Origin of the sequence: Paenibacillus aurantius (genome assembly GCF_032268605.1) — a bacterium.
Taxonomy (GTDB): Bacteria; Bacillota; Bacilli; order Paenibacillales; family NBRC-103111; genus Paenibacillus_AO; species Paenibacillus_AO aurantius.
Genome location: NZ_CP130318.1, coordinates 3,107,409 through 3,128,712 on the forward strand (window position 1 = coordinate 3,107,409; position 21,304 = coordinate 3,128,712).

16 protein-coding genes are annotated in these 21,304 nt (G+C 52.6%); 2 read left to right on the forward strand and 14 right to left on the reverse strand.

What is annotated here, in order from left to right; genetic code table 11:
- Nucleotides 1-57 precede the first annotated feature (57 nt).
- The 9 genes from MJA45_RS14005 to MJA45_RS14045 form a co-directional block, all read right to left on the reverse strand.
- On the reverse strand, nt 58-885 hold the full coding sequence (locus MJA45_RS14005; RefSeq protein ID WP_315607867.1) for a carbohydrate ABC transporter permease: 828 nt from the start codon (nt 883-885) through the stop codon (nt 58-60).
- A gap of 26 nt (nt 886-911) precedes the next feature.
- Nucleotides 912-1,784: a carbohydrate ABC transporter permease gene (locus MJA45_RS14010; protein WP_315607868.1), complete on the reverse strand. Its 873-nt coding sequence runs from the start codon at nt 1,782-1,784 to the stop codon at nt 912-914.
- A 212-nt stretch (nt 1,785-1,996) separates the two neighbouring features.
- Nucleotides 1,997-3,316: an extracellular solute-binding protein gene (locus MJA45_RS14015; RefSeq protein ID WP_315607869.1), complete on the reverse strand. Its 1,320-nt coding sequence runs from the start codon at nt 3,314-3,316 to the stop codon at nt 1,997-1,999.
- Nucleotides 3,317-3,665: 349 nt separating this feature from the next.
- Nucleotides 3,666-4,127, reverse strand: a complete 462-nt coding sequence (locus MJA45_RS14020; protein ID WP_315607870.1) for a GNAT family N-acetyltransferase — start codon at nt 4,125-4,127, stop codon at nt 3,666-3,668.
- 142 nt (nt 4,128-4,269) lie between these two features.
- Nucleotides 4,270-4,449, reverse strand: coding sequence for an aspartyl-phosphate phosphatase Spo0E family protein (locus tag MJA45_RS14025; protein ID WP_315607871.1), 180 nt, complete (start codon nt 4,447-4,449; stop codon nt 4,270-4,272).
- A gap of 327 nt (nt 4,450-4,776) precedes the next feature.
- Entirely contained in the window at nt 4,777-6,573 is a 1,797-nt protein-coding gene (locus tag MJA45_RS14030; RefSeq protein ID WP_315607872.1) for a stalk domain-containing protein, read from the reverse strand.
- 37 nt (nt 6,574-6,610) lie between these two features.
- Nucleotides 6,611-6,835: a hypothetical protein gene (locus MJA45_RS14035; RefSeq protein WP_315607873.1), complete on the reverse strand. Its 225-nt coding sequence runs from the start codon at nt 6,833-6,835 to the stop codon at nt 6,611-6,613.
- 229 nt (nt 6,836-7,064) lie between these two features.
- The gene (locus MJA45_RS14040) at nt 7,065-7,694 is read right to left on the reverse strand and encodes a response regulator (RefSeq protein ID WP_315608020.1); all 630 of its coding nucleotides are present in this window, start codon (nt 7,692-7,694) and stop codon (nt 7,065-7,067) included.
- 30 nt (nt 7,695-7,724) lie between these two features.
- Entirely contained in the window at nt 7,725-9,896 is a 2,172-nt protein-coding gene (locus MJA45_RS14045) for a histidine kinase (protein ID WP_315607874.1), read from the reverse strand.
- Nucleotides 9,897-10,117: 221 nt separating this feature from the next.
- Here MJA45_RS14045 and MJA45_RS14050 point away from each other — a divergent pair, with 221 nt between their 5' ends.
- Nucleotides 10,118-10,699, forward strand: a complete 582-nt coding sequence (locus MJA45_RS14050) for a hypothetical protein (RefSeq protein ID WP_315607875.1) — start codon at nt 10,118-10,120, stop codon at nt 10,697-10,699.
- Complete coding sequence (locus tag MJA45_RS14055) at nt 10,668-11,552, forward strand: GNAT family N-acetyltransferase (RefSeq protein WP_315607876.1); 885 nt, start codon at nt 10,668-10,670, stop codon at nt 11,550-11,552. The genes MJA45_RS14050 and MJA45_RS14055 overlap by 32 nt, the downstream gene beginning before the upstream one ends.
- Nucleotides 11,553-11,558: 6 nt before the next feature.
- Here MJA45_RS14055 and MJA45_RS14060 read toward each other — a convergent pair whose 3' ends face one another.
- The 5 genes from MJA45_RS14060 to MJA45_RS14080 form a co-directional block, all read right to left on the reverse strand.
- Nucleotides 11,559-12,089 carry a DinB family protein gene (locus MJA45_RS14060; protein WP_315607877.1) on the reverse strand — a complete coding sequence of 177 codons (531 nt, stop codon included), beginning with the start codon at nt 12,087-12,089 and terminating at the stop codon, nt 11,559-11,561.
- Nucleotides 12,090-12,455: 366 nt separating this feature from the next.
- Nucleotides 12,456-13,472, reverse strand: coding sequence for a TIR domain-containing protein (locus MJA45_RS14065; protein WP_315608021.1), 1,017 nt, complete (start codon nt 13,470-13,472; stop codon nt 12,456-12,458).
- Between the two features lie 158 nt (nt 13,473-13,630).
- A complete protein-coding gene (locus tag MJA45_RS14070; protein ID WP_315607878.1) occupies nt 13,631-14,347 on the reverse strand; it encodes a glycosyltransferase family 2 protein in 717 nt (238 codons plus the stop codon).
- Nucleotides 14,348-14,360: 13 nt separating this feature from the next.
- Nucleotides 14,361-16,235 (reverse strand): glycoside hydrolase family 97 protein, encoded by a 1,875-nt coding sequence (locus tag MJA45_RS14075; protein ID WP_315607879.1) that lies wholly within the window; start codon nt 16,233-16,235, stop codon nt 14,361-14,363.
- A 76-nt stretch (nt 16,236-16,311) separates the two neighbouring features.
- A complete protein-coding gene (locus MJA45_RS14080; protein ID WP_315607880.1) occupies nt 16,312-21,267 on the reverse strand; it encodes a hypothetical protein in 4,956 nt (1,651 codons plus the stop codon).
- Nucleotides 21,268-21,304: the final 37 nt, after the last annotated feature.

The window sequence follows — 21,304 nt, forward strand, 5'->3', positions numbered from 1 at the left end:
GCTTCTATTCTTTTATCATATAAGAGAGTGGGAGGAGAAGCTATGGAAATTGTTTGGCTATCCTTTGACCGCCCCTGCGGTCATTCCCTGTACAAGCTGCTTCTCCAGCAGCAAATAGAAGGCCAGCACCGGTGCCAATGCCATGGCGAGAGCCGCCATCTGCATCGTTTGGAACTTCGTTTCCGTGCCGGTGAAGTTCGCCAGGCCAAGCGGCAGCGTCTTGAGGGGCTCCTTGTTAATCAGCACGAGAGCAAACAGGAACTCGTTCCAGTTGTAGATGAAGTTGATGATGATAACGGTAGCCAGTGCAGGCCGGGTCATCGGCAAAATAATCGACCAGAAAATACGGTACACCCCGGCACCATCGATGATCGCCGATTCTTCAATGTCCTTCGGAAAGGATTTCATGAATCCGACGAGGATGAAAATCGTAATGGACAAATGGAACGCAGTGTAGGGAAGCACCAGGGACATATGGGTGTTCAACAGGCCGATTTTCTTCATCAGGATGAAGATCGGCACAAGAGTCGCATGAATCGGAATGGTCATGCCGATGATAAATAAGGCGTAAGCCCATTTGGTGAATTTATAATCGAACCTTGAGATAAAATAGGAAGCAAGCGCACCGAGCAGCACGGTCAGCAAGATGGCCAATACCGTCACGTACAAGCTGTTCCAGAAATAGGTTCCGAGATGCGCCACTTTCCAGGCGTTGGCGTAATTGCTGAAATCCCACAGCTTCGGCCATCCCATCGGGTTGACGGCAAATTCGTTCTCGGATTTAAACGAGCTGATGACCATCCATACCAAGGGAAGCACGTTAAGAAAACATAGGACAGCCAGAAAGGCATGGACGACCGACAATTTGAAACGCGAAGTGTGCATATTTTCTCCTTTCCGCCACATCCTGCTTATTGGCTGCGTCTTGTTAACAGATTAGCGGCATAAATGGCAATCAGGCTGAATACCAGAATCAGCATGGACACCGCGCTTCCTCCGCCGAAGCTCATGTTCTGAAAAGCGTTGTTGTACATGTAAATTGTCATGACCTCGGTGTTATGCGCCGGTCCGCCGGCCGTCATGACATAGATGAGGTCGAAGACGCGGAAGCTGTTGCTGATGGCGAATACGAGAGTGACCCAGATCGTTTCCTTCAGCATAGGCAGGGTGACGTACCAGAACTGCTTCCAACCGGTGGCTCCGTCCATAACGGCCGCTTCCTTGATTTCTGCCGAAATGTTTTGCAGGGCCGCCAAGAAGATAACCATGTAGAAGCCGTAATTTTGCCATATATATGCGACGCTGATCGAGAGCATCCCGAGCTTGGGATTGCCCAGCCAGTCCTGCTGCCAGCTGCCGAGGCCGACGAGCTCGAGTAGTCCGTTCAGCATGCCGTTTTCAATCTTAAACACCATGCCCCAAATAATGGACACAATGACCGCCGAGATGACAACCGGCAGGAAAAGCATAGACCGGTAGGCCTTGATGCCCCTTAGCCCGCGGTTAAGCATCAGAGCGAAAAACAAACCGAGAGGCAGTTGGCCCAGAAGCCCCGTCGCCATCATAATCAGGTTGTTCCCGACGCCTTTCCAGAAGACCGAATCCTTTAACGTCGAAGTAAAGTTATCGAGACCGATATATCTCATGGGAGATAACCCGTCCCAATTAAAGAAAGAATAATAGAAGGACATGCCGATCGGCACCAGCGCGATTCCAATATAAATCACGAGGGCCGGCAGCATTCCGATAAAAACGGTCCAGCCTGTTCTTTTCAACACATGCATGGTACAGCCTCCGTTCCCGGTGAAATTGCAATTTGACGGCAAGAGACTGTGCGTTGGCTGCCCTTTCCTGCCCGCATCGTGCAGTCGTCAAGCACTTTACGGTGCTGCCTGTCGTGACCCGCAGGATCCGGATCCCTCTAGGGGAACCGGACCCTGCGGGTCCTTCGTGGCAGACCGCCCTATCTCGTCAGGCGATTCTAAATAGCGGTACGTTATTTCTTGCTCTTGTCTTGGGCATCCTGCATATCCTTGGCAAGCTGCTCCGCCGTCTTCTGCTTGGTCGTGATAGCCTGAATGCCGTTCTCCAGGACATCCTTCACAGCCGCCGGCATCACGCTGTCGAACACGGGAGCAGAGCCGTTCTTGGTCAGCGCCAGCATTTCTTTCAGATAAGGAGACGCATCGGCGGGAACCTCGACTTTGGCCGGTACGACGATCCCTTTGCTCATCAAGGTTTGATACAGCTCAGGCTGGTAGAAATATTGCAGGAATTTCATCGCGGCATCCTTCTTTGCACCGCTCAAACTTTTGCTTAGGCCGATCCCGTACTGAATGACCCCTGCACTAGCAGTCGGATCCCCCTTGCCTCCGTTGACGGCTGGGAACAAGGCAATACCGATGTTGTCGGCAGCCGCCTTGTCGGAGTTGCTTCCTCTGAACTTGGCGTCAATCGTCGAGCTCGTCATGGTCATAGCGGCTTTCTTCTGCAGGAAATAATCCTGCTGCTGCACTTCGTCCATCGTGTTAATGTCCGCGTTGAAAGCATCAAGCTTAACGAGGTCGGAAATGACAGAAAGCGATTTCACATAGTCCGGATCGGTGAATTTGGCTTCCCCTTTGTTAACCTTCGGGAGGAAGTCGCTTCCCGTAAACCGATCTCCGACGGCGGACATGAAGGTCGACTGCATCGGCCATCTGTTCTTGTTACCCATGGCCAGCGGAGTGACACCGGAGTCCTTCAGTTTCTTCACGAGATCAAGGAATTCGTCGTAGGTTTTCGGGAATTCCTTATAACCTGCCTTGGCCAGCATGTCTTTGTGGTAATAAACAATATCGACGAACGTCATCTTGGTCGGAATGGCATACTGTTTGCCGTTCACTTTATAACCGGCGAGTGCTTGTTCCGGCAGGATGTCCTTCCAGTTGCTCATAATTTCGTCGATCGGCATCAGCACATCGGCGGCAATGTAAGGATCCATCTCTATTCCCGGATAGAGGATGAACATATCCGGCATGCTGTTTCCTGCCGCTTCCGTACGAAGCTTTGTGCGGTACTGGGCGGATGGGATATCCTGCGCTTCAATCTTAATGTTAGGGTTAAGCTCCTGGAACTTCTTGATCCGTTCCTTGTAAATCGTGTTGTCCACGTTAGGAGTGGACCAGTTGTATTCCATCGTCAGCGTTACCGGGCTGTTGGCTGGCGTGCCGTTCTCTTTGCCCTCATCTGTTGTGGACCCGCCGCACCCCGCCAAGGCCGTGATTAAAGTCGTGGAAGCGGTAACGAGCATCGTTTTGCGAATGGCATTCTTCATTCTTCGGTTCCCCTTTCTAAATGTCTATCTGGTATGGAGCACGTCTTTACAAAAACATTATAACGTTTGGTGAGACCGCTTAACTATCCGTTTAACTTACAATAAAGTTCAAATTTTTAATCTAAAGTTATAAAACTGTAATTATTTTCCTTGTCATGTTAGAATAACTGACACCTTTAAGGGAATGATCCAGCCCGAACGCCTTCCTGGATAACCAGCTTCCTCGAAGCCGTCTGACTCATAGGCTTGCCACATTAGTATGTACCTAGTAACGCACTAGCAAAAAAAGAAAATCCCGGTGAGCCTGGCTCACGGGATTTTTGTATTTCCTTTTCGTTTCGTGGAATTTTTAACCACTAAGTCCTCTGTCCCGAGACAACCGAATCATGTCCCGGCAGAGAATTCCATTCTCATAGATCTCCTCCGAATAGTGCCGCGTGAAAAAATCTAAATCCACCCCGACGATTCGGAAGCCGCATTTCTGATAAAACGCCAGCTGCCCGATGCTGGAATTGCCTGTTCCTACCTCGATTGTTTTAAAGCCTTGGGAAGCCGCCGTTTCGATAGCATGCATGACCAGCTGCTTCCCGGTTCCTCTGCCCTGTCTATGCTCGGCAACGGCGACATTCACCAATTCAACCGTATCCGGTCTTGTAGGCAAAAGAACGTAGGTTCCGACTATTTCCTTATCCTCTTCGCAAATATAACATTCTCCCCGGTTAAGGTAACCTTCTATCAGCTTTCGGGAAGGATCTGCCATTAGCAGAAGGCCCCATGGAGTGGGCTCACTTGGAGTAAGTTTCCTGATCATTCTTTATCCCTTCCTGCAGGTAATGGAGTGCGATGGAATCATTTTACCATATCGGGCACACCCTATAGAACGCCAAAAAAGCCGCGCTCCGCGCAGCAGATAGCCTCTTCATCCATACCTTCTGGTCAAGTTCCTCTTGTATTTAAACAGCCACCATCTGTGTGTTTTTCCAGAAACCGTTCCACTTGTACTGATTTAAGAGAATGTCGAGCTCTTGGGAAAGCTGCAAGACGATAGACGACGACAAACCGAACCGCTCGCTGGCGTCGTTCATTTCCATACGCTTTTGTTCGATTGCCAACTCCAAGGGATCTAAATTCATCTTCATCGACCTCCTCTTCTTATATCGGCAGAAACTTCCTTAAACTTGATATTATTTCCAAAGCTTCTTTCTATTTAATACCCAGCAGATAGCCAGTCCAAACGGTAAAAGGCACGCATTCAGAAAAAAGTTTGATAAAGTTGTTCTTTTTCAACATATAGGGAGGGCAGCAAAATAACCAAAAGCCCCTATCCCATAAAGGAATAAGAGGCTTCTGGTTAATAAAGTTCGTTTGCTAGTACCTTATCCGCAAATGAAGTTCTGCTTCCCTTTTGTTTTCGCGCGCATAGAGAAGTTTTCTCGCCAACAAAGTTACCTGATAAGGCACTAGTTGACGGATTGGCTGTCGAGCTTGGCATCGATCTCGTTCACAAAAATCGAAGGGGCTCCCAAGGGATTATGGAAATCGAATTCGACGGACGGCCCAAACTTACCCTTTCCTGTAACCCGTACCAGCATAGGCATAGGTGCGTGCCCTTCCGGCTTCCAGGCAGCGGAGATTTTGTACCGGCCGAGCGGGATTTTATCCACTCCGTGACCGCCTGTCGGGAGGACATCGGCCATTGTGGTGATCGTTTCGCCACCGCTTCCGTCGAATAAGAGACCGACCGGCGTGAGGGTTACCTCCAGGTCTTTCATTTCAAACATCGGCAAGTTGTCGTCAAACGACCAGAAATCGGGATGAATCTCGATATGCCCGACTACCCCTTTAAGGGTGAAATGGCGAATGGCTCCCGTGCTTCCGGCGAAAGGTTGATCGACGTCCGATCTTAAGAAAAATCTCTGTTCCTTCCCGTTATATTCTTTGGTGAAGGTGGTCGTCATGCTCCAGGTGGTGGGCAGCTGAGCCAGCTCGATCCGGTAAAAGCCCTTCTCATCGGTTACCGCCGCCAGGTTGCTGTCGGAGAACAGCATGTTATCCGCATTGATCGTCACGCCGGGAAGGGGATCTCCGTGGGCATTACGCAGGAAGCCTTTGACCACATAGGGCTCCACTTCCCCTACCGAAGGAATGGGGGCCGGAGTTGGAGAGGGGGACGGCACTGGAACAGGTGTGCCGGGAGCCGCTTCTTCAATGTGGATCGTCCACACCTGGCCGCTGCTGGAGAAACCGACCTCGTAGCCGCTGCTTTCCGATACGAAGCGCAGCGGAACCATAGTGCGGCCTCCCATAATTTGAGCCGGCACATCCAAAGCGACCGCCTTGCCGTTAACCATGGCCGTGGTGCTGTCAATCGTCAATTCAATGGATTGCCCATTCTTCTTCCCGATTGCTTTGCGTACGTTTCCTTCCTCCACCCAGTCCACCTTGAAGCCCAAGGTTTCGAACAACTGGCGGAACGGAACAAGCGTCCGGCCGTCTTTTAGGACAGGCGCCATCTCGTCAAAATGAAGCTCCGTCCCTTTAAAGAAGACGCGGATCTCCAGGTCATGCGAGCCCTGCGCAGGAGCCGGGACAGGAGTCGGCGTGGGAACTGGTGTAGGACTCGGTACCGGGGCTGGCGACGTAACCGGACTAGGCGAAGGCGCCGGTGTTTCTCCCGAAGTCATCGGCTGCTTGTATTTGATCGGCTTGGAAAACACCGTGCCCTGAGGGGTTTCGATTTCCAGTACGTAGGATTGCGTTTCCTTGATCGTCCCATTGTCGCTCGCATACAGGTCGAACGTTAGGTCGCCTTCAAACTGGCCGACCGGTTCTTTGATATCCTTCCGGAAGCCCGGATTAACGATGATGCGTTCATGAGTCGTGCCGCTGCCGGTGGTTACCGTTTTATCCTGCACAATGCCGAGCAGCCATCCGGTGGTCACCCGATTGGTTCTCCATACCCCCTGGTAATTGTCTTTGCCATAATCATCGGTGGACCGTAAGACAACGGCGTTAATCGTCGTTTTCTGGTTCAAGTGAAGCTGAAGCTTAAAGTGGCCGTCCTTCTTGCCCTCAGGGGTGAAATCCGCCGCCCCGACCACATCCGATCCCGTGTCGAGCAGGCTGAATTCTTTAATCTTGATTCCCTCCGGCTGCGTTTCCCCGAAAGCACCCGCTATCCCGTTAAACGCCAGACAACCTGCCAGCAGCAGCGAGTAGCCGGCCATTTGTTTTCTCTTTCCGTAACCCTTCATCATTTCCTTTTCTCCTTCTCCCTCTAAAATTGGCGTAAAATCAACCTACCTCTGGTTTCGCTTCCGGCTTGGCGGCAACCATCCACTTGGCTTGAGCCGTGAAAGCCATTTCCGGTTTCGCTTCCGGCTTGGCGGCAACCGTCCACTTGGCTTGAGCCGTGGAAGCCATTTCCGGCTTCGCTTCCGGTTTGGCACTCATGGCTGCCGGAACGGCGTTCGCACCAAGCAGAGTCAACGCTAGCATTGCTTTTACTTTTTGATTCATCTCCATAACCTCCATGTTCTCGTATCGCTTACCCCTTGATCATAACGTGGTTCGGCTTCCGGTTTCATGAGTCATGGCCAGGAAGAGCCGCGGGAAGAAGTTGGGAAGGAATCCGGGAACGGAGTGGGAATTTTTTCTGGGATAGGACGCCAAAAAACCTCCCGGCCGCGCTCTCAAAACGCAACCGGGAGGCTGTAAAGGAAGGATGCCGTAAGGATCGGGAGATTCCCTATTCCTCACGGGCTTTCTGGACCAATCGTTTCGCGGCGTGTCGATCCGTAACCTGCAGCTTATTCAGGATATTCGAAACATAATTGGCGACGGTCTTGCTGCTGATGTGCAGACGGGCGGCAATTTGAGCGTTGCTGCTTCCCTCCGCAATCTGCTCCAATATTTCGAATTCGCGTTTCGTTAACTCTGAGAACGTAGGGTCGTCTGCCGGAACGGCAGGAGACTGCGAAAAATAATGCATCATCCGGCTCGCAATATCCGAGCTGAACACCGCTACTCCATTGCCTACCATTCGGATGGACTGCAGCAGCTCCTCCTCATCGGAATCCTTCAGGATGTACCCTTTGGCCCCCACCCGCATCGCAGTAAAAACCGACTGGTCGTCTCTAAACATCGTGAGGATCAAGACCTCGGTCGCGGGATGCTTTTCCTTGATCAGCCGCGTCGCTTCGATTCCATTCATTCCGGGCATGCGGATATCCATGAGCACCAGGTCAGGCTGCAGCTGCTCGACAAGCGTTAACGCCTCTTCCCCTGATGCGGCTTCCCCAATCACTTCCAGATCGTCCGTCGTCCTCAGCAAATTACGGACACCGCTCCGAAATAACGGATGATCCTCTGCAATCACGATTCTCAAAATTCATGCTCCTCCTTCAAGTTAGATGGGCAATACGGCAAGCACTCTTGTGCCACCCTGCTCCGCTGGTTCTATAGAACAATGTCCGCCTAATTCCGCGGCTCTTTCCCGCAGGGATTGAAGGCCAATGCCTCCTTTGCCGGGAAGCCTTGGCGTATAAGCGGATTGAAGACCATTGCCGTTGTCCGCCACCTCGACAACCAGCTTCTGGGAATCCATCACATAAAGCATGACCGTGCACTCGGTCGCTTGGCTGTGTTTAATCACGTTTGCCAGCGATTCCGTAACAATCCGGTAAGCGGCTACTTCTACCGCCGCCGGTAAAGCCGGAAGGGGAGGCGGTTCCTGCAGCTGGATATGGATAGGGGTCACTCCCTGGTCATCCGCAAGCAGCCTGGCCGGCTTATTGAGCTCGTTAATTCTTTCTTCAATCGCGCTGATCAACCCCAGCTCGTCGAGGGAGGGCGGACGCAGGTCATGAACGAGCGTCCGAATTTCCTCAACGGTTGTACGGATGGTTTTACGGAGATCTCCCAGCATCTCGATGGCAATGTCAGGCTTCTTGGTTACGAATTTCTCCGCCGTCGCCGAATTGAGCGCTAGTGCGGCAAGACGCGGGGCTAGATCATCGTGCAGATTTTTCCGGATTTGCCGCCGTTCCTCCTCCCGGGCCAAGACCAGCTTTTCTCTGGATTCCTGCAAATCCTTAGCGAGCAGCTTCATGCCCAAGGTCATGTTCACATTTTCCACGATCGGGCCGGCTTGGTGCAGGAGCACCTCCAGAAACTTATTGTCCTCCGACGAGAAGGCTTCTCCGGGGGAACGCCTGGATAAGTAGAGCGTCCCCAGCTTTTCCCCGCGGTGGATAATGGGATACGACAGCACCTCATCGAGGGGGGAGCCGGAGGACGCGACTAAAGCATCCTTCTCCCCTACTCCTAGGGCAATGCCGGCGTAAGGAAGGCGCAGTGAATCTTTAATGGTAGCGGCGAGCGCTTCCAGCATGGCCTCCGGAGCCATCGGCCGAACGAGCTGGCTTCCCAGGTCCAGCAGGACCGCATACGGATCGTCGTGGCGGCCTTTCCACATCCGGTTGATGAGCCTCTGTAGCTTTTCTTTCAAGGGAGCGAAAGCGACCGCCACGAGGGCCGTCGAGGTTAAGGAAATGAACAGATTGTTCTCGGTCTCGAAGATGCGGCTTAAATAATAGACCGAGAAAATATAAAGGGCTGCCACACTTAGTGTCAAGGCGCCGTAGATCAACGTTCTCCTGACAAGCGGGTCGATATCCCACAGCCTGCGCCTCAATACAGCGAGGGTGAGGGTAAGCGGAATGGCCAATAAGCTCATATTCAGAATGGCATTGAGGTACACATAGGTCAGGGCGCTTCCGTCATTCAGACGGGGATCGAATAAGATGCTCATGACGACAAAGCCGATCATGCTGACGGCAAGGCCGTATACTACCCATTTGGTCTGCTGGCGCTGAGCCCGCGAGGATACCTTCCGATACCGGAAAACCTGCGAATAAATAAGGATAAGCGTGGATCCGACGTACCATAAGGGCAGAAGGTAAGCGGAGCCCGGCATTCGGTTCCAGATGATTCCCTGGTTGAAGAAGCTGCTTACATCGACCAGCAGAATGAACAGGAAGACGCCTGCTGTCCATCTGGGCACAAACGAACCGTTGGGGAAGATCAAGAACAAGAGGGACAATCCCATCCATCCGAGAGCCGAGACCAGAGAAAACCACCATTCCCAGGCGGCATTCCCTTGAAAGGCAACCGGCGTTAGGGAAGGAAAAGACGTGCCGAACGCGACCAGGGCCAAGGCGGCCAGAAGGGCCATCGGCTCCCGAAAGCCTTTCCGGAATAGAAGCAGCGCCGCCGCGTAGAAGCCGAACGTAAACCCAACGTCGATCATCACAAATAAGGCGGCATAGGTCTCCAGGGAGAGGGAAAGGCCTTGGGCATTAGCAAGGGGCATGGCCGGGACCAAGCTGCCGCAGCCGTTTGAGATGCAAGTGGATAAGAGCTTATGGTAATACTTGGGAACCCCTGATGAATACAAGACGACGGTAACGAGAGAAAACAAAGCGGTAAAGAGCTGAAGGGCAGCAAGAAGCCCTTTGTGCGGCACACGGGCTGCTGGTTCCGCGGTGCGACTGACGATCTGATCCTGCGTTTGCTGCATGAGACCCCTCCGACAATTGAACTCCTTCTATTATAATAGGCAGCCTGCTGCCAGAATACGATGGAAACGGAACTTCCCAAAGGAATTCCCGATTTTCCCAAAAATCTTCCCAGTCTCCGTTCCCCGAATCTTGTGAGAGCCCTGCTCTGTTTCTCGTGATTTCCTCTCCCCTATAATCAATCTCGTAAGCCAAACCACTTCATTCAGGAGGTAATAAAAACATGAAAGAAACACGAGTTATTCAATGGTTAGGTATGATTTGCCTGCTGGCCGGTTTAAGCCGGATGGGGATGACACCGAGCTCCATGATTTGGGGGACGGACAGCATCCAGGAGTTGACTTTCGGAATCACTGCCAGCATTCTCATGTCCGTCGGCACGATCGCCATCTATATGGTACAGGCAAAAGAGACAGGAATTCCAGGATTTGTTACGGTTCTTGCCATAATTCTCGGAAACATTGCCACCACCTGCATGCTCTGGTCTTTGATCCAATCCGCTGCGCCGCCCGCCGAATCTGAGGGAATAGCCGTCAAGATTTTGGGCCTGCTGATGATGGTAGGATTAACCGGAGGAACCCTCGCCTTTACCTTTCTCTCCTACCGGGCAAACATCTTTCCGCGTTGGGTTATCGTTTTGCTGGTCATGATGCTTTTGTCCATGGTGCTGCCCGTAGAAGACAACAAATATATGGCGTTTTTCTGGGGATTGACGTATGTGGGAATGGGCTATGCCATCTGGAGGGGAAGATTAAATCCATCAAAGGTGCTGAATGAGATCAACCATAAAACTTATAAGTCTTGAACTGGTTCAAGCCGAGCATTTGGAATTTACCACATATTTCTCCGTATACCGGGAGAACATTAGACTGCGCAAAGACTGGAACCTGCCGCTTACCTCCGTTCCCCGGAATGGGGTCTGCTATTGGATCATGCGGCAAGGTCAACGAATCGGCCGGGTGCTGGCAGAAGCCAATAAACTAGGCCCCCTGTTTGTCATCCCGCCGAATAAGCTGGAGGACTCCTGGCTGCAGGAGCTCGTCGCCTACGTGATTTCGATCTCCGATTTCACGGTACCCATCGAGGCGGCCGGTATCCTTTCTTCCCAGTTGGAAGGGTTCCGGAGGAACGGATTTGCCCCGATCCTAACCCGTCATGGCATGATCCGGCCTACCGCCCCGTTCCCAGCGGCATTTCCGCACGACTGGACAGCGGGGCAGCCCGATCGGGCGGATATCGACGAACTGGCCTCGGTTCTTCACACGGCCTTTCGACAGGGAACGGCCGATCCTTCCATGACCGAAACCGAGGAGGGCTTGAAGCGGGACCTGGCGGACTTTTTTCTCTTATCGGAGAAGGACCTCCCCCTCCGGCAAGCCTCAACGGTCGTCTGGGATAACCACACCTCCTCGATTGCCGGTGTCTGCTTGATCGGACGCAATGAAGGCTGGCCTTTCATTTCCTATCTTGCCGTACTGCCGGCTTATAGGGGAAAAGGATTGGCCACCGCGATGATCCAGCAGGCCTTGTCCCGACTATATGAACAAGAACCGCTGCTCCTTTTGTTCGTGACGGAGGGGAATCCAGCCAAGAACTTGTACGAGAAACTGGGCTTCTGGTCCGCCCCATCGGTTACCCTCATGTCCTACAACCAATAAAAGGACTTAGTGATAAGTACCCGTAAGATTGTCCTCCGTATCGATTAATAGCTTGGTTAGGAGAACCACTTGCCCTGCATGGTAGCTGTAATGCTCGCAAACTTGAATGAGCAGGGTCGTCAGATCCCTCGTATAATGCGATTCGGTTTCGTAAGCCGGGCGCTCTATCATTTTATTCCAATCCTCGATCGAGTAATGGATGTCGATGCTGGTCTGCAGGTCGTTTTCCGTTATACCTTCAAGGATGCGGGACGCCTGCAGCCTAACCTCACGTAGCCGTGCGACTAATTCTTTTCCGGATAGGCCTTGGTTTAGGGAAAACTCCTCTGACCGCTTCCGCGTAAAAGGAGCTTTCCCTATTCCGCTAACCAAATGCTGGTATTCGTTACCCGCCAGGTGCATACATAGGTTCCCTATGCTGTTCATATTAGGTTTGACGCGGTGCCAAATTTGTTCATCGGACAGCTTGGTTAAGCAAGTCTCGATTCGCTTCAGCTGCTTGTTCATTTCCCTCAGAACGATATCGTTTAGTTTCAAATCAATGACCTCCCTAAATATTGACTGCCTCCGCTCTGCCCGACTAGCGGGTTATTAAACGCCGCGGAACCACGAAAAAAGATGACCTCTGTCCCTCCAGAGATCATCTTCTGTTAATAGCTTCCTGTATGATTTGCTGCTATACAAAAGAAGGCATCCGGTCTATTACCTCGCCGCTCACCACTTCGACCAGCTTCATGGGCTTTCCCTGAATGGAAGGACCCCGCAGGATCTGCTTAGAGGAACATTTCATAACTAGAGCGGAAGGACGACTCCGGCGCAAGCGTGAAGATCCGAGCTTTCCTCCTACCCCCCATCGGTTTCCGGCGGATTTTCCTGGCTGACTCGTCCCTTTTCCTTTGTCGCTCATTTTGAATCCCCTCCGACGATGTGTTTAATGGTGGTTAACAGCTCCGCATTATGATCGACAACCTTTGGAAGATGTTCTTTGGTAAGAACCGAATCTCCTACCAGGTTGATTGACAAAACATGGTTTTCACCTAAAGGATAACATAGCACACTAACCTTTTCAACGTGCTGCTCATGAGTGAAGGACCACTTGTTGCTTTGCTGAACTTTAATGACGATAGGCGGCTCCTTCTCGGAATCAAACGATTGAAAGGGATAAAAAGCCCCTTCATCTATATTACCCGCTGCATAGGCCATTCCATCTGTCCCTCGTTTGGCATATAGGGCGACGTGCGTGACTTTCGTTTCGCCCATAGGCGGAACCAGGAAGGAGACCCGGATGCCTTCGCTTAAGGCATGGTACCTTTTGGAGAGCGGGGCCTCTTCGGTAAGAGGGACAATTCTGCTCATTTCCCAAAATAATTTGACGATGCTTCCATTTCTTTTGGCTTTATCGATTGGATCGATGAAGAAAGATTCCTCCGCGATCACTTTAGCAATACGAGCACAGGCTACGGAAACGGCTGCTTCCAGCTCGTCATCATGACCGTATTCATACTGCAGAATGGTAATACCGGCCAGATCAGACAAAAGGTGATAAGTGCCTACTCGCACGTCTTTGATATGGTCCCCGTCGCTCACTTCAAGATCTTGAGGAATTAGACAGAAAACACGCTTTAATCCCAATTTCCCCATAAACAGTCCCGCTTCGAAAATCGTGTTGTCTCGAGTGATGAATACAGGTTTATGGCGAATAATGGCTACATCATCCGGTGAAAAAATAAACACCCCATAATCGCACTGGCTTAATCTTCTGGATAACGATTCCATCGTATAGTCATTTTCTTGGAACGTACCATTATACCAGGGCAAAACCTGTGCAACCCTTTGGAGATTGGAATGAATAGCAGGCCCGTATTTTATGGATTCGCGAGAAGAGCCAATGAACAATTTCGGTTTGCTTGCCGGCTTCATAATCACAAGGCAGACTCCTTTTTACGAACATATGTACCTATTAATTATACACCATTTCCGCCATTGGGAAAAGCTGGTTTTCCTCTTAAAAAAATAGCCGCGCTTAGCGCGACCAAGATTACTTCGTAATTGTTGTTCCAAGACCTGCCCACCAGCCCTTATCTTATCGTGCGGTCGGCATACTTTTCGTAGTTGTCCGTTACCCCCAAGGCCAGACTCCCTTTCCTATAGAAGTCGTCGCCGACCCTCCAGGTGTGGCTCTGTTTGTCTCTTCTGCGCATATAAACGTAATTATAAGGCGAGGTAGCGTAAGTCTTATACCCTTTCTTTCGGCAATCGATCAAAAATCTCACATCCTCGCCGATGGAACGGTCGGCAAATCGTACACGGGCGAGTACCCGTCTCCTGAATAATATGGTACCTCCCTGAACCAGCAGGGAAACCTTGTCTTTCTCTCCGGGTGACCTAAGGAGGAGCCTTTTGGCAGCGGCCAGGTAAACCAGGCAGGAATGCTTTCCGACCACGTCGCTTTTCGTCCGATAGAGAGCTTTCACCTGCTCCTTCAAGTAATACGGCGAGTAATAGTCATCATCATCAAACTTGGCGATTAACGGGTATCGAGCTTTGGCAATGCCGCAGTTTAAGCATTGGCCTAATGATATGGTTTCGGGAACTTGATACACCCTCACATCATCATATTTCCGGGTTACGGCCTGATACAGGCTTAGCTTCATGCTGTCTTTGTTGAGGATAAGAATAAGCTCTTTCTTTCGGTACCGCTGGTTTCGATAGTTGGCGAGAATGTTTCCAATGAATTCCGGACGATTGGTACAGACCACAATCGAGACTCCGTCAGCAGCCGCTGCTCCGGCCAAAAGCGTCCCCCCTTTAGCTTCGGTCTTTCATAATATGTCCCTCCGCTACACTGGTGAACATGGCCACATAGCCGCCGTTTGGCTCCAGTCTTATAGTCGTCAATGCAGAAGGCGGGACCACCTCACGCACGGTGCGTTCCAATCCCGGCCGCTCTCTTCGATCGGTGATCTCCGTTACCTCATACCTTGTCTTGTCTTCCAGGAAGGATAACGAAAGTCGCTCCAACACGACCTCTTCCGGTTTGCCGTTCAGTATACCAAGGAACCAGATGCCCCCCCTCCGCCGGGCAAAGACAGCCAGCTCGCCAATGACGCTTGGTTCCAGAACCCTGGTTTCCTCCCATACCGAAGGAATCGCTTTGAGCACGTCAAGCCCTGCCCGAACCGATTCTTCTTCCAAGAGATAAGCCGGGTTCTCGGCGACAACTTGAAGCGGCGAGGTAAAGACAACCATCGTCGCCAGCTGATGGGCATACGTGGTCTCTCCCCGGTTGGAAAATCCTAAAGGCGTGTAGTCACCATGACCGGCGAGGAACCGGGTAAACGGCAGCGCGGCATTGTGCCAGGCGGGAATGGGGCCTTCTTTCATCTTGTTCAGCTCCAGCCCTCGGATCCCTTCTCTCGATATTTCATTGGGATAAGTCCGCGACTCACCGGTCGGCTTTGAGATCCCATGGAAATTTATCATCAGCCTCCGTTCGGCTGCCTTTTCAAGTGCGGCTATTTGAAAATCGATGGCGGCTTTCGATTCGTTATCGATGAAATCGATTTTTAAGCCTGCCGCCCCGGCATACCGGGCTTTATCGAAAAATTCGCGCATCGCTCTCCAGTCGTCCTGCGGGTCATTAATTTCACCGGATCTTTTCCAAACAAAGACGCCGATGTCTTTGCTTCCCGCATAGGCGGTCAGCTTCTGCAGCTCTTCCCATGGATTCTCCCATGCTTCCCAGCCCTCGTCGATGGTCGTATATTCGAAACCCAGACGGTCCGCGAATTCGATCATCTCCCGTTCTTGTTCGGGTGTGCCGGTTCCGAGACTCCACCAGCGCCATACGGAGCGTCCCGGCCGGATGTAACTCGTATCCTGGAACAGCTTCTCGGAGGGAGGGGGATTTAGGCTTGTGATCAAATCACTATTCACGAGACCGTTTAAGTCCGAGCTCACGATCGTAACGCGCCAAGGGGTCGTGAACGGGCCTTTCACCGTAAAACCTCTTTCCGCTTCGGTAAAATGAACCTTAACCGATCGGTTCCCGACTGCTTCGAGACGCATGCCGCTGTAGCCATACAAGGCGGCCTCCACGATAGCGGCATAGCCGCCTTGGTCTGGAAGCTCCACCACGAGAGGGGTACCTTGAACGGGACCTTGGCTGGATATGGTAATAAGCTCGTCGGCGTCGACACGGATCCATTCGCCGGCATAGCTCTTAAGCTTCCATGCGTTGTTTCGCTCGAACAGCCATACGAGGCTGCCCGGAGGGAGGCTCCAGCTGGAAGCCTCCTCTTGGATGAGGATGCTCCCTTCCACGTGAAGCTCGTACCGGAAAGCGAATCCGTCATCATAAGCTCTTGCATGCAGCCCGTATTTCCATTCGCTGGAGCCATGCCGCAGCATCAGGATGGCTTCCTGGCCATGATTTACCGCGTTGGTATGCCCTCCTCGAGTCTCATAGGTCTCTAAGACAGTCCTCTGATGAACGGCTTCTACGAGGAGTTTTCCTCCCAGGTCTACCCCATCCGCGGTTAGACCCATATCCGATTCCTCCAGGATAACCGTATTATTTCTTCTTATTTTGTACTTCAGCCGCCCCTCTGGAGTAAGTCGGATGGACGCCGTCAGGCCTCCATTCGGACTTCTAAGGACCCATGAGCTGTCGCCGCTGTTCATATAGTAACCGTCTCCTTTACGAATAGTACGGTAAAAAGCCGGCCGGCGGGATGCCGGCCAGCTCTCTAACGTTCCTTTATGGCCCTTCCAGCAGAACATCTGCCGCTTGGTACAAAAGCGAAGCGGCTTCGTGTGTGATTTGTCCGTCGGTCTCCAAGGATGCCACATGCTGCTTGAAGGCCCGGTACTGTTCGTGAAGCGCCTGCTTCTCTAAGGAATTGGCGATCCCGTCCGTCCCGATCCAGCCCTGCTCCCTAAGCAGGTTTACCAGCTTTTGCAGGCTATTGTTGTCCTGGATGGCGGTAACGAATACCGTCCAGGTTTTCGTTAATCCGTTTTCAGCCCGGATTCTATAGTGTACCGGATCGCTGTAGTCGGCGGGTCCCGTAGGGGTAAGAAGCGACGCTCCCTCGGACAAGCTAACGGTAGGACTTAAACTCGTGAGATCAGAACCATAGACTATCGAAACGACGGTTTTCTGTTCGGTTGAGATAAACGCATTCCCGATTTGATCCTTCACTTGGAAGCCTGTAATATCCGTGCCGGCGGCAAAGGGCTTTAACCGCTTCTCTGAGGAAGTGCGTACCGTTCCGTCTTTTCCATACACATCAAAGTAGAAACGGAACGGGGCATCGGATTCCACCTTGACGGTAAACTCATAAGGATAGGTGGCCTTTTGCGTTACCTGCCATTCCCCATCTCCAATACGATAGTGCAGCGAGACATGATCGGTTGTGTCCGGCATATCTGTCACATAAGTATACGCGTGGTAGAACGTTGGATTCGTCTGCAGCACCGCCCCTGCCCCGAAATCGGCGCCGCCCGCCGCCTGAACAACGGTTTCGCCGACTGGACGTGTCATCTCCTGCGAGGAATCGATTGCCGCGAAGGCCGGCGCCTTCACCTCCGGTTGATTCATGACCAGTCCGACCAATCCATGGGCGGGAACCGTGAGGGTAACCGCTCCGCCGGATACCGTCACAGTCGAGGCGTTGCCTTGGGCGTCATACAATGTTGCGTTCCCCTCCAGCAGCGCTCCCCCCAAAGCCTCCCCAAAATGAACGGTTGTCGTGATGGCCGCCGACTCTTCATTCATCAGCGCGACACCAAAGGCTCCGTCCTTGCGGGCCGCCAGCCAATCGATCTGGATGTTATCTGTCGTCACAAGCCCGCGCTTCAGCCAAGGCCACATTCCCGTCTCACCGAAAAATTTGCCCGGCTCGCTTCCGAACTGGCGGTTGTTGAAGTAAGCGTACCCTTGCTGGCGCAGGAACGGGAAGTCGATCTGCCCGTCAGACCAATTCCAAGCCTGCGCGAACAAGTAATCCGTCAGCATGCCATAATAGACCGGGATATGATGATAATAGATGCTCGTAAGATCGGGTCCCACATAAGGGAACTCCGCCGATTTCTGGTGCATCATATATTGATTTTGATAATAGCCCGGGTAATTGGCGCCCCTGCCGAGAACGGCATTTCGGGCATACATCTCGAACGTATCGTCACCGGTCCATTTCGCCAGGCGCATTAAATCGGGTGCCCAGTTCGACATGGTAATGAAGCCGGAGTCGGTTCCCATAAACGTGCTTGCCTGTTCTACTCCTAGGCCGACGGGAGAAGGCATCCAGGCCGGAACCGTAACGTCCTGTAGATCGGCCAATTTCTCAGGATAACCCAACCGGTCCGAATATTCTCCCTTCCACCAGAAGTTCGCATTATTCAGGAATCCTCTCTCCCGGATCGCATCGGCATCGATCGTCAATTCCCCTTCCGGAACCGGGAAGGTCCGAAGCGTTGTCATCAGCATACGGGCCGATTGCGCCGCTCCATCCAAATATTTCGTCTCTCCGCTGATTTCATACAGATCCAGCAGAGCATTTAGATTCGGATAATAGCTCATGTAGATAAAGCTACCAAAATCAGGCAGGGTTCCTGGAGCAGCATAGACGACGTTCTGTAAGTATTGATCGGCCGCGGCTTTTGCCTTATCGAGATAAGCCGAATTCCCCGTGTACCGGTACATCCAGACATCGTCCGACCAGGCAGGGGCATTGCCGGCTGTTCCTTTAACGCCATTGTCAATGCCAACTTGCCGGAAGGCCGGGGATAGACCCTGGGTCATCTCGAACAAGCCGCCAAAGACACTGGTTCCGAAGCCCCCTATCGGCGACCCGATCGGGAGGGGATTGGGGAACGTTAAGGCTTGATGAGCTTCCGTATTGCCTTTGGACGTGAAATGCTGGTTCTTCCGGGTAAGCATCGAGGCCAGCGTCGGCAGAACCCGGCGTTCGTAGATAGCCGGATCTTCAGTCAACAGGTAAGCCTGCATGGTGGCGAGGGGATTGCTGGTGGTCACAACATTTTGGCCTTCCATGTTATAATGGCCCAACATATCCGAATCCCAGCCGCCGTAGTTATCGTCCATCATCAAGTCTTGAACGTTCAGGATAGTATCAGTCAAGGACGATTCCACGTTTTTGCGGTAATCCTCCAGGCCAAGAATATCTTGCGTCACATGCTGATACGTTTCGTACCAGCCTTGAAGCCGGGTCACGGGGCGATACGTAAAAGTGAAGGTTTCTCCTTGCGCCAGCTGGGAGTCCGGCAGTCCGAGCAGCGGGGCAAACAAGGAAGGCTGCACGCCGCGGTTTCTTCCCATGATCCCAAGGCCGAATTCTGAGTTGTCGTCGTACGCCCACCGAGGCTTAAGCGACTCAGGATCCGGGACGACGGCGTAGGTCACTTCCATCCCGTTCGCCAGCTGAGGCTTACCGGATAAGGTCATGGAACTTGACGCGCTGGAAGAGGTTTGTTCCGTATTGAGTACCGGATCCTCGGGCATTCTCTTGCCGTGATAACGGAACGGATTAAGCAAATAATCGACATCCTCCAAGCGCTGCTCCGTCCCGTTAAACATTCCGATGCTGTAGGCACCAGGCTGTTTGGCATGCAGCTTCAGGGTCACAACCGGTTCCATGGCGTCGTCCGGCAAGCTCCATTCCGCTTCCAGACGGGCCCTGTCATTCTCTGCCACGAGCACCGCTCCGTCTGAACCAAGGGGGGATACCGAAGACGGAATCATCCACTGGGGCAATCCCCCTTCGAAGGCATTGACGGTCACGAGCCGGATTTCCTTGCCGCCATCTTCCACTTCCGTCGAGAAGATCGGACTTTGCTGGGCCATGCCGGCAGGCTCACTTTCCTCCCCATACAGAAGGAGATAGCCGAATTCGTCCGTTCGGGAATCGACCGGCACGAAGGTTCCGTTATGGTTCACATAGGTGCGTTTCTGTATGACGTTCCCTTGAGGAGTGGATACCTCATAAAATTCCACCCGTACATGGTCGTTTTCCAGGGTATGAACTTGAGAGGGTTCGGCACCGGTTTTTGCCCAGGTTGGGTAATCCAAACGATCCTGGAAAACATAACTCGGCTTCGCGATTTCCAATAGTTCCCGATAGGTGCTTGGAGGTGTGAAGTTCAAGTCGTTCGTCAGAAAGATGCCGTCCGTCCGGGCATAATAGCCTGACGTATCATGAAGCTTCAGCACGTTCGTTCCGGGTGTCAGCTCGACTGTGCCGCCATCCTCCCATGCCCAGCCGTTGATGCCGTGCTTTCCGAAGGTTTTGGCCACCGGCTGCCCGTTCACATCCACATTGAAGAAGCGGGTCCCCTGCCGTGCAGAAAAGTCACGGGATCGAACCCATATTTTATAGGTTCCGGAGATCGGCGCTTCAAACCGGGCGACGGCAGGTCTCGCTGTAGACGGATCGAACACGGCGTCATCGTCCTTCGTCATTCCGATCAGATTGACCGTGCCGAAGGCGGATTCATAGCCTTGAAGCGTCCAGGTACCGAACTCTTCGAAGCTTCCCGAGCGCAGGAACACTACGTCCGACGGCGGCGGGCCTTCCGATACCGGGCGGGATGCCGCCAGGTCAGTCTTCAGCGTGGCATAGGTCTCGCTCGGGACGAACTCCGGGTCCGCTGTAAACAACAAGGCGGCCACACGGGGACCTGCTGCCGACGTGTCGGTAAGGGATAACGCCGCGGAGCCTGAAGCCAGGTTCACCCGGCCGCCTTTTTCCCACTTCCAGCCAGCTGTTCCGTGATCCCCTAGCGTTTCAGAGACGACCTGCCCGTTCACAGCTAAGGAGAAGTGTCCGCTTCCCGTCCCATTATCCCGGGTATACGCCCACACCGTATAGATGCCTGGCGTCTCTACCGTTAAAGACGCCTCTGCCGCCATCGCTGAGGCGGGTTGCCCGTCTTCTTTCCCTTTCAGCGCGACACCACGGAGCGCTTCCGTAGTACTATCAATCGTCCAGGTCCCCAATCGGCTCTCGAACTGCTCGGGGACTACGAAGTAATTAGAGAAATACCCGGGCATGTTGAAAATATACGGAACGTCTTCGTATGGCGAGAGTGGAGTCTTGGGCTGAGGAGACTCCAGCTGTGTCTTAAGCGTCGTATAGTTCTCATTGGGTACGAAGTTGGGATCCGTCGTCAGGACGATTCCATCCACCCTTGGATAGTAGGCGGAAATGTCCTGCAAAGCCACAGCCGCTTCGCCGGCGTTAAGTTTTACCCTTCCGCCTCTCTCCCACTTCCAGCCATGGAAGCCGTGGGCCCCAAACTTGTAAGGAAGCGTATACCCGTTGAAGCTCATCGTAAATTGCCTTTGTCCCGTAAAGGTGTTGAAATCCCGGGTGTGGGCCCATACATAATAGACGTCTGATGAGGCAATGGAGACGGATGTGCTGGTGGGCCTCGTGGCGCTAACATTCCGGTCGGTGCGGCCGACCAACGTTTTCCCGCGCAGCGTTCCGTCTGAAGCCTGGATCAACCATGTGCCGAGGTTGGATTGGAAATGCTCCGGAACAAGGAAATAACGTTGATGATCGCCAGCTTGATTGGAAATGTTCGGCATATTTGTGATGACAGGTGTTTCTGCCTGTACCGAAGCGAACGGGGCGCTCAAGGAAATGATCAAGGTCCACAGCAACAAAAAGGACAGCCTTCTTCTCTTCATGCTAATTTAACCCTCCCTATCCTCAAAATCGGCTTGT